Origin of the sequence: Rhizobium sp. 11_C7_N12_5, assembly GCF_051811145.1 — a bacterium.
Classification (GTDB): Bacteria; Pseudomonadota; Alphaproteobacteria; order Rhizobiales; family Rhizobiaceae; genus Rhizobium; species Rhizobium lusitanum.
In genome coordinates this window covers 771,531-784,945 of the sequence record NZ_JBPWPY010000001.1, presented here as the reverse complement: position 1 = coordinate 784,945, position 13,415 = coordinate 771,531, and the positions used below count along the sequence as shown (strand labels likewise).

Below are 13,415 nucleotides of genomic sequence, written 5' to 3'. Positions count from 1 at the left end.
CTCCCCGCACGCGGGGAGAGAGAACGACCTCACAAGCCCCTTCGCCCCGTGTAAACGGGGAGAAGGTGGACTCGAACGGTTTGGCAAAGCGAAACCGAGAGAGGACGAATGAGGGGCACCCACCATCAAACCGGCTCGCCGGAGGAAACAGTATGACACGCGAAAAAATCTATCTCTTCGACACGACGCTCCGCGATGGCCAGCAGACGCCCGGCATCGATTTCTCCGTCGAGGATAAGATTGCCATTGCAACCATGCTGGACGAGTTCGGCCTGGACTACGTCGAGGGCGGCTATCCCGGCGCCAATCCGACCGATACGGCCTTCTTCGACGAGAAGCGCACGAAATCGGCCTCTTTCGTCGCCTTCGGCATGACCAAGCGCGCCGGCATTTCTGCCTCCAACGATCCCGGCCTTGCCAGCCTCTTGCAGGCGAAGGCGGACGCGATCTGTTTCGTGGCCAAGAGCTGGGACTATCACGTCAAGGTGGCGCTCGGCTGTACCAACGAGGAAAATCTCGAAAGCATCGCCGAAAGCGTCAACGCTGCCGTCAACGCCGGCAAGGAAGCCCTTGTTGACTGCGAGCACTTCTTCGATGGCTACAAGGCCAATCCGACCTATGCACTCGCTTGCGCCAAGACCGCCTATGAGGCGGGTGCGCGCTGGGTGGTGCTCTGCGACACCAATGGCGGCTCGCAGCCGCCGGAAATCCGCGCCATCGTCGAAGCCGTCATCGCCTGTGGCGTTCCGGGGCACTGTCTTGGTATCCATGCCCATAACGACACCGGTCAGGCGGTTGCCAATTCGCTTGCCGCCGTCGAGGCCGGCGTGCGGCAGATCCAGGGAACGCTGAACGGTATCGGCGAGCGCTGCGGCAACGCCAATCTGATCACATTGATCCCGACGCTGGCGCTGAAGCGGGCCTATAGCGAGCGATTCGAAACGACGATCGATGCCGAGCGGCTCGTCGGGCTCACCAGTCTTTCGCACGCCTTCGATGAGTTGCTGAATCGCTCGCCAGACCACCAGGCTCCCTATGTCGGTGCTTCCGCCTTTGCCACCAAGGCCGGCATCCATGCCTCGGCCCTGCTCAAGGATCCGCGAACCTACGAACATGTGCCGCCGGAAAGCGTCGGCAATTTCCGTAAGGTCATGGTTTCCGACCAGGGCGGCAAGTCGAACTTCATCAATGCCCTGAAGCGGCGAGGCATCGAAGTCGGCAAGGACGACCCCAAGCTCGACCAGCTGATCCAGATCGTCAAGGAACGGGAAGCCACGGGCTACGCTTACGAAGGCGCCGATGCCAGCTTCGAGCTGCTGGCGCGCCGCACGCTCGGCACCATTCCGGAATTCTTCGCGATCGACGGCTTCCGCGTGATGGTCGAGCGTCGCTTCGATTCCCACGGCCGGGTGAAGATCGTCTCGGAAGCGGTGGTCAAGATCATCATCGACGGCCAGACCATCATGTCGGTCGCCGAAGGCGATGGCCCGGTCAACGCGCTCGACCTAGCGCTGCGCAAGAATTTCGGCAAATACCAGCACGAGATCGATGATCTGGAACTGGCCGACTTCAAGGTGCGTATCCTCAATGGCGGCACGGAGGCCGTGACCCGCGTCCTCATCGAATCCACCGACAGCGACGGCGTGCGCTGGTGGACGGTCGGCGTTTCGGAAAACATCATCGACGCCTCGTTCCAGGCGCTGATGGATTCCGTCATCTACAAGCTGATGAAGAACCGTCATATGGCGGGCAGAATCGCGGCGGAGTGATCCGCCGCCTATCAAAAACCTTGACGATGCCGTCAAGGAAATGAATTAGCCACGTCACCCGCATTGGAGTAATCCCGTCTCAAAGAACAGAATATGGCGGGAAACATTCATGGCCACCGATACGGTCGCCCCTGAGATCAAGAACGAAGACAGTGCACGCGGGTTCGGCTTCGTGCTGACGGCCTACCTCATGTGGGGCGTTCTGCCGCTCTACATGAAGGCGCTCGGGCACATCCCGGCGATGGAGGTCATCGCTCACCGTATCCTCTGGTCCATTCCCGTCGCGGGCGCAGTGCTATTGGCGCTCGGCCGCATGGGCAACGTCAAGGCGGCGCTCAGCAATCCGCGCACGGTCGCGATGGCGTCGCTGACCGCGACGCTTGTGACCATCAACTGGGGGACCTATGTCTGGGCGATCGGCGCCGGTCATTCGCTAGATGCGGCGCTCGGTTACTTCATCAACCCGCTGTTCAGCATCGCGCTCGGCTCGCTGCTGCTGAAGGAAAAGATGGCGCCGGCGCAGATCGTCGCGATCGGACTGGCTGCGGCAGCCGTCGTCATCCTCACCATCAAGGCGGGAACCCTGCCCTGGGTCGCGTTAACGCTGACCTTCTCCTGGGGTTTCTACGGCTTCTTCCGCAAAACGCTGCCGGTTGGCGCCAATCAGGGCTTCTTCCTCGAAGTGCTGCTTCTCTGCATCCCGGCGACGCTCTACATCGTCTATCTGGAGGCGCGCGGCGAAGGCCATCTCTATCGAACGGGCCTTACCGATACCGCGCTGCTGCTTGGATGCGGCCTGATCACCGCCCTGCCGCTGATGATCTTTGCGAACGGCGCGAAGCTCCTCAAGTTGTCCACCGTCGGAATCATGCAATACATCGTGCCGACGATGGTTTTCCTGATTGCCGTCTTCCTGTTCAAGGAACCCTTCGGGACGACACAAATGATCGCCTTCTCGCTGATCTGGGCCGGCCTGGCGCTTTACAGCTGGTCGATGTTGAGGCGGAGCCGCACGCGCTGACGGAATTGGCGGCTGTTACCAGCGCCCTTCAGAGCTTGGAAATGACCGCCTCTTCACCGCCGCGGTCGCCTTGCGTTTCAGCGGCGTGCTTGCGGATAGCCGGAATGATGTCGGCGATCTTGTCGATGACCAGCGGCTGGACACGATGGGCGGTGTGAACGAAGCCCTCCTCCGTCATGTGGCGGATGAGCTCCATCATCGGATCCCAGAAACCATTGATATTGGCGAAAACCATCGGCTTTTCATGACGGCCGAGCTGGCCCCAGGTCATGATCTCGACGATCTCCTCCAAAGTGCCGATACCGCCAGGCAGCGCCACGAAGGCGTCGGCGCGCTCGAACATGCCATGTTTGCGCGCATGCATGTCTGGCGTTATGATGAGTTCGTCCAGTTGGCCGAGCGAATGGCGCGTCGCTTCCATGTCGACCAGAAATTCCGGAATGATGCCCGTGACCTGACCGCCGTGCGAGAGCACACCGCTTGCGACAGCGCCCATGATGCCCTTCGTTCCGCCGCCATAGATCAGGCGCAGGCCGTTCTCGGCTATGCTTTTGCCCAGCTCGCGGCCGGCAGCCATGTAGGAAGAATCGCGCCCCGGCCTTGAGCCGCAATAAACGCAAATGGATCGAATTGGCGCAGAATCGTCGGTCATGGATGCAAACAACTATGCTGCAAATGCTCAGTCAAGATTTTTCGAAGGAAAACTTGTGCCCGGACATGCGAAAATGGCTTAGAAAGCTTGTAAAAACAGGCGAAATCGCTAGCAATTTCAGGAGTTGCGACGACTTCGCCGCCTGGAGATAAATAATGATGAAGAACCGTGCCGGTTGGCTGGCTCTGTTGGTGCTGATAATTGCGACCATACTGATGGTCTTTTTCGTGATGCCGCGCATCAACGGGGACAAGAAGCCGATAGGCGATGCGGTCAATCAGGCCAGCAACACGGTGAAGAATACGATCGAGGATAGTGCGCAAAAGGCTGCCGAGACAGCTCAGTCGACACAGAATGCGGTGTCGAACGCCGCCAACACGGCCGATCTCGCCAAAAAGCTTACCGATCTGACGGGTGCCGCGACAGCGTCGCTTGCCGACCTCAAGGCGCTGTTCAAGGATGGCACGACGCCGAGCCAGGATATTTTCGCAGCCGCGAAGACGAAGGCGATCACGGCGCTTCAGTCGATCGTCGCTTTTGCGCTTCCCGCCGGCACGGATCAGACGGCGACCGGCCTCGTCACAAAGGTACAGGATGGCGCGAACAAGGCGCTCGCCATTGTCCAGTCGCTTCCCGACAACGCGGCCGAGGCCAGCGCTGCAATCGACAAGGCATTGGCGGCGCTGACCGGCGGCGCTGCACCAACGACCGAGGCAGCGACGAAATCCCTGGTCCCGTCGTTCGACGTGCTGCGCGTAGAACCCGATGGATCCACCGTCATCGCCGGCTCGGCCGAGCCGAACGCCAAGCTGGAGATCGTCGATGGCGAAAAGGTCGTGACCACCACCAATGTCGGCCCCAGCGGCGACTTTGCCGCGGTACTCGACAATCCGTTGCCGCCCGGCGATCACGAGCTGGTGCTGCGCGCGACCGGCAAGGACGGCAAGCCCGTCAACTCCGAGGAAGTGGCCACCGTTTCAGTCCCGAAGGATGATTCGACACAGCTTCTCGCCATGGTGTCGAAGCCGGGCACGGCCAGCCGTATCATCACGGCTCCCTCGGCCAAGCAGGGCCGCGTGACTGCCGCCGAGCAGAATGCGCCGACAGCCAATGCTCAGGGCAATGCATCCGACGCTAAGCCGCAACAGGACGGTAGCGCCGTGGCATCCGCCAACCCCGCTGCCGGCACGCCTGCGACGACGGATGGGCAGCCGGATGTCCTGGTCAACGCCGTGGAAATCGAAAACGACCATATCTTCGTTGCCGGCACCACGAAGCCCCACGCCAAGGTGCGCGCCTATGCCGACGACAAGTTGATCGGAGAGATCGCGGCCGGTGGCGACGGGCATTTCGTCGTCGATGGCGTGATGCCGCTCGCTGTCGGCGACCACAAGATTCGCGTCGACGTGCTCGACAGCGCAGGCAAGGTCGTTGTGCGCACCAGCGTCAATTTCACCCGCCCCGAAGGCAACCAGGTGACCGTTGCCGCGCAGACGCCGGCTGCGACCGGCGCCCAGACGCAGTCGGTGGCCGCCGCGATGGTGCCGCTCGACGAGGGCGAGCTTGCCAAGCTCAGAGAAGGTGCCGGCAAGGCTTTCGCACTGTTGAAGGGCCTGTTTACTGACGGCAAGCAGCCGAATGTGGAACAGCTTGCCGCTGCACGCTCCGGCACGGAGATCGCGCTGAAGTCGCTTTCGGAATTCCGGCCGGCCATTGGCGCCAGCGCGGACCTGAAGAAGGCTGCTGCCGACGCTTCGGCCGCCGCCCTCAAGGCGCTTGCCGTATTGCAGGCTCTTCCGAAGGATCCGAAGTCGGTCGGCGATGGGCTACCCAATCTCGAACACATGATCGCGGCCATCACCGCGCCGGCACAGACGGCACCGGCCCAGCCGAATACGGAGGTCTCGTCGAACGAGAGCGGTCCGAAGACACTGGAGCAGGCTCCGCTCTCGCAGGATGCCAACGCCGTCATCATCCGTCGCGGCGATACGCTGTGGCAAATATCACGCCGTATCTATGGCGCCGGCGTGCGCTACACGACGATCTATCTGGCCAACGAGGACAAGATCAACAATCCGGACAGGATCCTTCCCGGACAGGTCTTCGGCCTTCCGAAGGACGCGCTTCCCAACGCCGAAGAGCTTCATCGCAAGCGGCTTTCGGGCGAGCATCTCTAGAGCAATTCCAGGAAACGTGCGCAGCGGTTTTCCGTCCGGAACTGCGTAAAAACAATAGCCTGGAGCTCCCTCGACAAGGTCATGCATCGGCCAGGCGCGATCGCCGCCTGGCCGATGCTTTTACGCGGCATAAAAATAGTATAAGCGTCGCGCAACCCTCATCGCCTTCGCGTGACGGCCGCGCTTTTGCATGCGAAGGCAATCCCAGCCGGGCCGCCCCAGTGGTCGTCAACGTCCGGCTGCCTCGATTATTCGCCGGAGACGGACATGGCAGACCGCAAGAAAACCATATCGGCGGATTCCAGCAATCCATTGAATACGATCATCAATCTCTGGCCCTATATGTGGCCGGCCGGACGCATGGACCTGAAGATGCGCGTCGTCTGGGCGACCGTCTTCCTGTTGGTCTCGAAATTCTTCCTGCTGCTGGTTCCCTATTTCTTCAAATGGTCCGTCGACGCCTTGAACGGCAAGCTCGACATGCAGGGCATCCTGCCGGCCTTCATGGTCGGCGCCATCGCACTCATCGTCGCCACGAACGCTACACGTCTCATACAGCTCGGCCTCAACCAGCTTCGCGATGCGCTGTTTGCAAGCGTCGGCCAGTATGCGGTTCGCCAGCTCGCCTACCGGACCTTCGTGCACATACACGAACTGTCGCTGCGCTTCCATCTGGAGCGCAAGACAGGCGGCCTTTCGCGCGTCATCGAGCGCGGCACCAAGGGCATCGAAACCATCGTCCGCTTCACCATCCTCAATACGTTTCCGACATTCATCGAATTCCTGCTGACCGCCATCATCTTCTGGCGCGGCTACGGCTTTTCCTATCTCGCCGTGACGGCGGTCACGGTCTGGCTCTACATCTGGTTCACCGTCAAGGCGAGCGACTGGCGCATTTCCATCCGCCGCACGATGAACGACAGCGACACGGACGCCAATACGAAGGCGATCGATTCGCTTCTGAATTTCGAGACCGTCAAGTATTTCGGCAACGAGGAGATGGAGGCCAGGCGTTTCGATCAGTCGATGGCGAAGTATGAAAAGGCCGCGACGGGCGTCTGGACATCGCTCGGCTGGCTGAACTTCGGCCAGGGCGTGATCTTCGGCCTCGGCTCGACGGTCATGATGGTCATCTCCGGCTTGTCCGTTCTCAACGGGCACCAGACCGTCGGCGACTTCGTCTTTATCAATGCCATGCTACTGCAGCTTTCCGTGCCGTTGAATTTCATCGGTTTCGTGTACCGCGAAATCCGCCAGGGCCTGACTGATATCGAGGAAATGTTCGACCTGCTGGAGGTCAAGCCCGAGGTGACAGACGCTGACGACGCAAAGGATCTGATTATCGGCAACGGCGCCATCTCGTTCAAGGATGTGCATTTCGCATACGATGCTGCCCGGCCGATCCTCAAGGGCATTTCCTTCGATGTGCCCGCCGGCAAGACAGTCGCCGTGGTCGGTCCGTCGGGTGCGGGAAAATCGACCCTGTCGCGCCTTCTCTACCGCTTCTACGACGTGCAGAGCGGCACGATCACCATCGACGGCCAGGACCTGCGCACGGTGACGCAGAAGAGCCTGCGCAAAGTGATCGGCATGGTGCCGCAGGACACGGTGCTTTTCAACGACACCATCGCCTACAACATCCGCTACGGTCGGCCGGGCGCAAGCGACGCGGAGGTAGCGGCGGCGACGGAGATCGCCCAAATCGGCGATTTCATCCGCCATCTGCCCGACGGCTTCGAGACGAAGGTCGGAGAGCGCGGCCTCAAACTGTCAGGGGGAGAGAAGCAGCGCGTCGCGATTGCCCGCACCGTTCTAAAAGCGCCGCCGGTTCTGATCCTCGACGAGGCGACCTCGGCGCTGGACACGACGACCGAGCGCGAGATCCAGGCGGCCCTCGATGTCGTTTCGAAGAACCGCACCACGCTGGTCATCGCCCATCGCCTTTCGACCGTGATCGGCGCTGACGAGATCATCGTGCTGAAAAGCGGCGTGATTGCCGAGCGCGGCACGCATGCGGACCTGCTCTCCCAGAATGGGCTCTACGCCTCCATGTGGAACCGTCAACGCGAGGCAACGCAGGCCGAGGAGCTTCTGAAGCAGGTGCGCGAAAACGACGACCTGGGCGTGGTCAACCGGCTGGCGCCGGCAAGCTGAGCGGAGGCGCGGCATACTGCTGCTCCGAGGGGTCACCCCAGGCAATATCGCGCAGAAATATTACACAGGGCAGCTGTCACGAGGTTGAGACGACAGCTTGCTAGGTACGGTTCTCACTTTCAAGGGAGCCCCAAATGCGTAATTTTGCCAAAGTTTTAACACTGCTGCTCGTTGTCGGCGTTACCTCGCCGGTTTTCGCCGAGGATGCCAAGCCGTTCACGGATGCCAAGGAGATCAATCTCCTCAATCTGCTGCCGCCGCCGCCCGCCAATGATTCGGCGCAGATGAAGGCCGAGCTGGGCGAAATCCTGACCATTCAGGTTACCCGCACACCGGAAATGGCGGCACGCGCCGTGGCCGATGCGGAAGAGAATGTCTGGCGCTTCTCCGATGTCATCGACAATCCGAAGTTCACCAAGGAGAATCTGCCGAAATTCTCCGCATTCTTCGATCGCATCGTCGAGACGGAAGGCGCCGTCGTCGATCCGGCCAAGGATGTCTGGAAGCGCCCGCGTCCGCATCTCTACAGCGATCTCGTAAAGCCGATCGTACCGCTCTCCAAGTCCGGCTCCTATCCGTCCGGCCACACCACGGTCGGCACGCTGATGGGCATCGTGCTCTCGAACATGGTGCCGGAGAAGCGTGCTGTCATCATGGCCCGCGCCTGGGAATACGGCCATAACCGCATCGTCGGCGGCATTCACTATGCATCCGACATCGAAGCCGGCCGCATCGCCGGCACCGTCATCGCCGAAACCATCATGGCTCATGACGACTACAAGAGCGAATACGAGGGCGCCAAGGCGGAACTGCGCGCCGCTCTCGGCCTCTGATCCCTACTTCACGACAGCATCGCATCCCCAAGCCGCCGGATCGTCTCCGGCGGCTTGCCTTTTGCGCATACCGAGCCTGGCGCATATTTGCCCCTTCCCGCCACCAGCACTTCCCGCCACGACTGCTAAAATTATGCGGTTTACGGTCGGATGATTTCGCGCGTATACGCGAGAAGCTTTGCGATATGGGAGGTTCGATGATGACTGATGGGGTAACTTACACGAAAGGCGATCTCGCCCGGTGTATTGCCGAAGTGGCAAGCCTGCAGGGTGAATTCACACTCCGTTCGGGTCAGATCTCCAACCGGTATTTCGACAAGTATCGCTTCGAAGGCACACCTTCTCTTCTAAAGCCGCTGGCCCGCGCCATGGCTGAGATCATCCCGGCCGAAACCGAGATTCTGGCGGGCCTGGAACTGGGCGGCATTCCGCTTGTAACAGCAATCTCGCTCGAGATCGGCCTCCCCGCAGCGTTTGTTCGCAAGGAAGCGAAGACCTATGGGACATGCCGGGCCATCGAGGGACAGAATGTTTCGGGTCGCCGCGTCACTTTCATCGAGGATGTCATTACGACGGGCGGCGCAGTGAAAGACGCCTATCGCCTGGCGCTCGGCGAGCATGCACACATCCTTGCCGTCGTCTGCGCCATCTGGCGCGGGGATGGCGCGCCGACAATCCAAGGCCTTCCAGAACTCTCTGTCCTTCCAGTCTTTACGAAGGCGGATCTGGAAAACGCCAGGTAGTGGAGGCCGCAGAAGAGAGCGGGATTGCATTGGGGGCGAGCGTGCGAGAGCATTGCTCATGACGGCATTTGCCTGTAGTCACCGTCGACTGGTAATCAGAGCAAGACCGCTTATCTTGTTCTCATCTTTTGACCGGCATCATCTCGTTCCGCAACCGGGGTTCGGTTTTCACGAGGGTGCCCTTAACGGAGTAGGCTTTAGATGAGCTTGTTGAACAGCGTGCGCAACGTCATCGTTCCGGTGCATAAGGAAGGCTATCCCTTCGTTGCAGGTTTCTTCGTCGCGTCGCTGGTGCTCGGCTGGATCTTCAAGCCGCTCTTCTGGATCGGCCTGATCCTGACGCTCTGGTGCGCCTATTTCTTCCGCGATCCCGAGCGCATGACGCCCCAGGATGACGACCTCGCCGTATCGCCGGCCGACGGCAAGGTTTCCGGCGTGCAGATGGTCACGCCGCCGGCTGAGCTCAACCTTGGCACCGAGCCGATGCTGCGCGTCTCGATCTTCATGAACGTCTTCGACTGCCACGTGAACCGTTCGCCGATGCGCGGGCGCATCACCAACATCGCCTATCGCCAGGGCAGCTTCCTCAATGCGGAACTGGACAAGGCCAGCGAGCAGAACGAGCGAAACGGCCTCGTCATCGAAACGAAGCACGGCGAAATCGGTGTCGTGCAAATCGCCGGTCTCGTCGCCCGCCGCATCCTTTGTTTCGTGAACCCGAACGAGCCGCTGGACGCGGGCGAGCGCATCGGCCTGATCCGCTTCGGCTCACGCCTCGACGTCTTCCTGCCCGAGGGTGCTTCGCCGCGCGTGGCCGTCGGCCAAAGGGCGATCGCTGGCGAAACCGTGATTGCCGAATTCGGCTCGCCCAAGGGCCCGACCGTTAGCCGTCGCAGCTGAGCCCCAGAGAAACGAACGAAATGAAGACGCCTTTTCCGCCTTTCGAGCCGCATGGATCCAATGACGAAGCGCGCGGGCCGCGCCTGCGGGAAATTCCCCTGCGGCTGATTGTGCCGAACATGATCACCGTGCTGGCGATCTGCGCGGGACTGACGGGTATCCGCCTCGCTTTCGAAAACCGCTACGAGCTTGCCGTGGTCGCCGTGCTGGTTGCGGCCTTCCTCGACGGCGTGGACGGACGTGTGGCACGTCTGATGAAGGCAACTTCAAAATTCGGCGCACAGATGGATTCGCTGGCCGATATCGTCAACTTCGGTGTTGCGCCGGCGCTGGTCGTCTATGTCTTTCTGCTCGATCAGGCCCACTCGCTCGGCTGGATCGCCGCCTTGATCTACGCCATCGCCGCCGCCTTGCGGCTCGCGCGCTTCAACGTCATGACCGAGCGCGAACACAAGGCGTCCTGGCAATCGGAATATTTCGTCGGCGTCCCCGCGCCTGCCGGCGCCATGCTGGTGCTGCTGCCCGTCTATCTCGGCTTCCTCGGTCTGACGCCGGACAGGACTTTCGCCTATTGGGGTGCCGCCTACACCGTGCTCATCGGCTTTCTGCTGGTCAGCCGCCTGCCCGTCTGGTCCGGCAAGACGGAAGGCAGCCGCATCCGGCGCGACCTCGTATTGCCGATCATGCTCGCCCTTGTCGTCTATGTGGCGCTGTTGATGAGCTATACATGGCATGTCATGGTCGTGACCGTCATCGTCTACCTGCTGTCCCTGCCACTCGGTGCACGTTCCTGGGCGAAGAAATACGGCACCTACACCATCAACGGACCGGGCGACCCCGACGTCGACGATTCCAACGACGATATCGGCCGGCATATTTAGCCGGCACGCGAGGCATGCCCAGGGCGGTGCTCCCGTGACGCCATCGTGCGCAACCGCAAGTTTGTAAGCTCCCCTTAGCAATCAAGAGAGCCAGAACAGCCACCGGGCGGTATTGATGGTACGCGCAGCCGGGCCTTTTAACGGAATATTAGCATCTCATCAGGATGGATTTCACACGAAGATTCGATGCTAATCTCGCGAAATGTGGTCATTGTTTACAAAAGCTGATTGGAAAACGCCTTCGATTTGTCATGATTTACGACGAGACAGCGATACACGACAGTGAATCGGAAAATGCTCCGGGGAGCATTGGTGAGGAGTTAATCATGACGCAGAAGAAAGACGAAGCGGCACAACCGCAGGCAAAGATCGATCCCAGCATGCTTTATCGGCCGCTCGGCCTGAAAGCCGTTCTTGCGGCCCATCTGATGCTGAAGTCCAAGCCTCTCAAGAAGAAAATCGCCTGAGGTCGACAATCGCCGGCCGGCTGCCAAACAGCCATGGCTCGGCGACATATCCCGACACCGGTCGCCGAATGGCGGCCGATCAAAGAAGGCTTAGCTGGCCATCCTCGGGATCCGTTTTCTTCGACGGCTTTTTCACAGGCTCAACCGTTACAGGCGTCTGCAGGTCCGGCCCCATGTTGGCGACCTTGTTAACCCGATCCGAAACCGGAATAGCTTCGAAAAAATCCTCCTGAACCGGTGTCATCAGATCGAGGACATCTCGCGGCTCCTGCGTCTTGCAATCGAGCCAGCGGGCAAAATCTTCCGGCTTGATGACGACGGGCATGCGATCGTGGATCGGGCGCATGGCGCTGTTTGCCGCGGTCGTCAGAATGGCACCAGTATCCACTTCCGAGCCGTCGGCCGACGACCAGGTTTCCATCAGCCCGGCAAAGGCGATGACGCCGCCCGCGCGCGGCCGGATCCAATAGGCCTGCGACTTCTCACCGCTTTCCTTGGACGGGCGATGCCATTCGTAAAAGCCCGACGCCGGAACGAGGATGCGGCGGTGGCGCATGGCGGCGCGGAAGGATGCCTTGCCGATTGCCGTTTCGGCGCGCGCATTGATCAGAAGCGGAAACTCCTTCGGGTCCTTCACCCAGCCGGGCATGAAGCCCCAGCGCACCAAAAGGGCGCGGCGATCCGGCAGATTGCTGCCGGGCTGCTGCCTCTCACCGGATATGACGACGAGGATCGGCTGTGTCGGAGCGATATTGTAACGCGCCGGAAAATCGTCGCGCAGCAGGACGCCCAGCGCCTCGCCCACATAGTCCGCCGTCGATGTCAAAGCAAAGCGTCCGCACATGGGGCTTGTTTTGCACCCGGAAAGCGCCGGGTCAAGCGGAAGGTCAGCCGCGTGGACCGAAGAGAATGATCGCCGCACCGGCAAGGCAGATGGCCGCGCCGGAAATATCCCAGCGGTCCGGCAGCCGCCCCTCCGCCAGCCAGAGCCACAGGATGGAAGCAACGATATAGACGCCGCCATAGGCGGCGAAGGTACGCCCGGCGGCCTCGCTCGGCACCAGTGCCAGCAGCCACGCAAAGAGTGCCAACGACACAAGACCCGGCGCAAGCCACCAGATTGGCTTTGCCAGCCGAAACCATGCCCAGAAGGCGAAACAGCCGGCAATTTCGGCCAAGGCCGCGAGAGCATACAGTCCGTAGATCATTCCCATGGTCGCCCGCACATTCGGCGCATACGAATCGCCGCCCCTGTCGGCAGCGAGTTAAAGGGCTTTCCCGGAGGACAGCAAGGCTCGGTTCCTGTAGAGATGTAGACGTCTCATCATGCGAATATGAAACGATGCCATGACGTCCTTTCCCCGCCCCGCCTCCTCCGCCATCCTCGAACGCGACGGCCGATTCCTGCTTGTCCTGCGCAGCAACCCGCCATCTGCCGACATGTATGCTTTTCCGGGCGGCAGGGCCGAAGACGGCGAAACGCCGGCGGAAGCGGCCCTGCGCGAATTCAAGGAAGAGACAGGCATAAGCGCACGCAATCCTCGCCTGTTCGAAACCTATGATCTGCGCTCCCATGCGGCGGACGGAACGCTGACGAGCCATTTCCTGCTGTCGGTCTTCCTCGTCGATGCCGACAGAGAAGCCATTGCGGAAGCCGCCGACGATGCCGCAGCCATCGGCTGGTATTCGCTGGAGGAGGTCCGAACCCTGCCGGTTCCGGCCAGCGTGCTCGAATGCGTGGAAAGGATTGCGGCGACTGGTACGCATCCCCAGCCGCGATATTAACGATGCGAGGCAATAACGGGTTGGAAAGCGCAT

General features: G+C 60.9%; 13 protein-coding genes. 10 read left to right on the top strand and 3 right to left on the bottom strand.

The features are described 5' to 3' along the window. Positions 1-152: 152 nt before the first annotated feature. Positions 153-1,769 carry a citramalate synthase gene (gene cimA / locus AB8B29_RS03800; protein ID WP_047639167.1) on the top strand — a complete coding sequence of 539 codons (1,617 nt, stop codon included), beginning with the start codon at positions 153-155 and terminating at the stop codon, positions 1,767-1,769. A gap of 109 nt (positions 1,770-1,878) precedes the next feature. Then, the gene (rarD, locus tag AB8B29_RS03795; RefSeq protein ID WP_113118314.1) at positions 1,879-2,790 is read left to right on the top strand and encodes an EamA family transporter RarD; all 912 of its coding nucleotides are present in this window, start codon (positions 1,879-1,881) and stop codon (positions 2,788-2,790) included. Between the two features lie 28 nt (positions 2,791-2,818). Here the strand turns inward: rarD and AB8B29_RS03790 are convergent, their stop codons facing one another. Continuing rightward, on the bottom strand, positions 2,819-3,442 hold the full coding sequence (locus tag AB8B29_RS03790) for a TIGR00730 family Rossman fold protein (RefSeq protein WP_037194398.1): 624 nt from the start codon (positions 3,440-3,442) through the stop codon (positions 2,819-2,821). Positions 3,443-3,597: 155 nt separating this feature from the next. Between AB8B29_RS03790 and AB8B29_RS03785 the strand changes: the two genes are divergently transcribed. From AB8B29_RS03785 to AB8B29_RS03755, 7 genes are all read left to right on the top strand, one after another. Next, positions 3,598-5,619 (top strand): LysM peptidoglycan-binding domain-containing protein, encoded by a 2,022-nt coding sequence (locus tag AB8B29_RS03785; protein WP_037193921.1) that lies wholly within the window; start codon positions 3,598-3,600, stop codon positions 5,617-5,619. A 267-nt stretch (positions 5,620-5,886) separates the two neighbouring features. After that, a complete protein-coding gene (locus AB8B29_RS03780) occupies positions 5,887-7,773 on the top strand; it encodes an ABCB family ABC transporter ATP-binding protein/permease (protein ID WP_047553326.1) in 1,887 nt (628 codons plus the stop codon). A 134-nt stretch (positions 7,774-7,907) separates the two neighbouring features. Next, positions 7,908-8,606: an acid phosphatase gene (locus tag AB8B29_RS03775; protein WP_113118315.1), complete on the top strand. Its 699-nt coding sequence runs from the start codon at positions 7,908-7,910 to the stop codon at positions 8,604-8,606. 197 nt (positions 8,607-8,803) lie between these two features. Further along, positions 8,804-9,349 carry an orotate phosphoribosyltransferase gene (pyrE, locus tag AB8B29_RS03770; protein WP_439006156.1) on the top strand — a complete coding sequence of 182 codons (546 nt, stop codon included), beginning with the start codon at positions 8,804-8,806 and terminating at the stop codon, positions 9,347-9,349. 201 nt (positions 9,350-9,550) lie between these two features. Continuing rightward, complete coding sequence (locus AB8B29_RS03765) at positions 9,551-10,249, top strand: phosphatidylserine decarboxylase (protein WP_047552826.1); 699 nt, start codon at positions 9,551-9,553, stop codon at positions 10,247-10,249. A 20-nt stretch (positions 10,250-10,269) separates the two neighbouring features. Then, positions 10,270-11,130: a CDP-diacylglycerol--serine O-phosphatidyltransferase gene (gene pssA / locus AB8B29_RS03760; protein WP_047639164.1), complete on the top strand. Its 861-nt coding sequence runs from the start codon at positions 10,270-10,272 to the stop codon at positions 11,128-11,130. 326 nt (positions 11,131-11,456) lie between these two features. Then, positions 11,457-11,597, top strand: a complete 141-nt coding sequence (locus tag AB8B29_RS03755) for a hypothetical protein (protein WP_167669519.1) — start codon at positions 11,457-11,459, stop codon at positions 11,595-11,597. A 79-nt stretch (positions 11,598-11,676) separates the two neighbouring features. Here AB8B29_RS03755 and AB8B29_RS03750 read toward each other — a convergent pair whose 3' ends face one another. Beyond that, positions 11,677-12,441 carry an SOS response-associated peptidase gene (locus tag AB8B29_RS03750; protein ID WP_113118316.1) on the bottom strand — a complete coding sequence of 255 codons (765 nt, stop codon included), beginning with the start codon at positions 12,439-12,441 and terminating at the stop codon, positions 11,677-11,679. A 43-nt stretch (positions 12,442-12,484) separates the two neighbouring features. Then, entirely contained in the window at positions 12,485-12,805 is a 321-nt protein-coding gene (locus tag AB8B29_RS03745) for a YnfA family protein (RefSeq protein ID WP_037193908.1), read from the bottom strand. A gap of 139 nt (positions 12,806-12,944) precedes the next feature. Between AB8B29_RS03745 and AB8B29_RS03740 the strand changes: the two genes are divergently transcribed. Next, entirely contained in the window at positions 12,945-13,382 is a 438-nt protein-coding gene (locus tag AB8B29_RS03740) for an NUDIX domain-containing protein (RefSeq protein ID WP_113118317.1), read from the top strand. The last annotated feature ends 33 nt before the right edge of the window (positions 13,383-13,415 follow it).

Excerpts from the sequence above, each read along its gene's own strand:
- AB8B29_RS03765 (WP_047552826.1), top strand. The coding sequence starts at position 9,551 with ATGAGCTTGTTGAACAGCGTGCGCAACGTCATCGTTCCGGTGCATAAG.
- AB8B29_RS03790 (WP_037194398.1), bottom strand. The coding sequence starts at position 3,442 with ATGACCGACGATTCTGCGCCAATTCGATCCATTTGCGTTTATTGCGGC.
- AB8B29_RS03780 (WP_047553326.1), top strand. The coding sequence starts at position 5,887 with ATGGCAGACCGCAAGAAAACCATATCGGCGGATTCCAGCAATCCATTG.
- AB8B29_RS03785 (WP_037193921.1), top strand. The coding sequence starts at position 3,598 with ATGATGAAGAACCGTGCCGGTTGGCTGGCTCTGTTGGTGCTGATAATT.
- AB8B29_RS03750 (WP_113118316.1), bottom strand. The coding sequence starts at position 12,441 with ATGTGCGGACGCTTTGCTTTGACATCGACGGCGGACTATGTGGGCGAG.
- AB8B29_RS03775 (WP_113118315.1), top strand. The coding sequence starts at position 7,908 with ATGCGTAATTTTGCCAAAGTTTTAACACTGCTGCTCGTTGTCGGCGTT.
- rarD (WP_113118314.1), top strand. The coding sequence starts at position 1,879 with ATGGCCACCGATACGGTCGCCCCTGAGATCAAGAACGAAGACAGTGCA.
- pssA (WP_047639164.1), top strand. The coding sequence starts at position 10,270 with ATGAAGACGCCTTTTCCGCCTTTCGAGCCGCATGGATCCAATGACGAA.
- AB8B29_RS03745 (WP_037193908.1), bottom strand. The coding sequence starts at position 12,805 with ATGATCTACGGACTGTATGCTCTCGCGGCCTTGGCCGAAATTGCCGGC.
- pyrE (WP_439006156.1), top strand. The coding sequence starts at position 8,804 with ATGATGACTGATGGGGTAACTTACACGAAAGGCGATCTCGCCCGGTGT.
- cimA (WP_047639167.1), top strand. The coding sequence starts at position 153 with ATGACACGCGAAAAAATCTATCTCTTCGACACGACGCTCCGCGATGGC.
- AB8B29_RS03740 (WP_113118317.1), top strand. The coding sequence starts at position 12,945 with ATGACGTCCTTTCCCCGCCCCGCCTCCTCCGCCATCCTCGAACGCGAC.
- AB8B29_RS03755 (WP_167669519.1), top strand. The coding sequence starts at position 11,457 with ATGACGCAGAAGAAAGACGAAGCGGCACAACCGCAGGCAAAGATCGAT.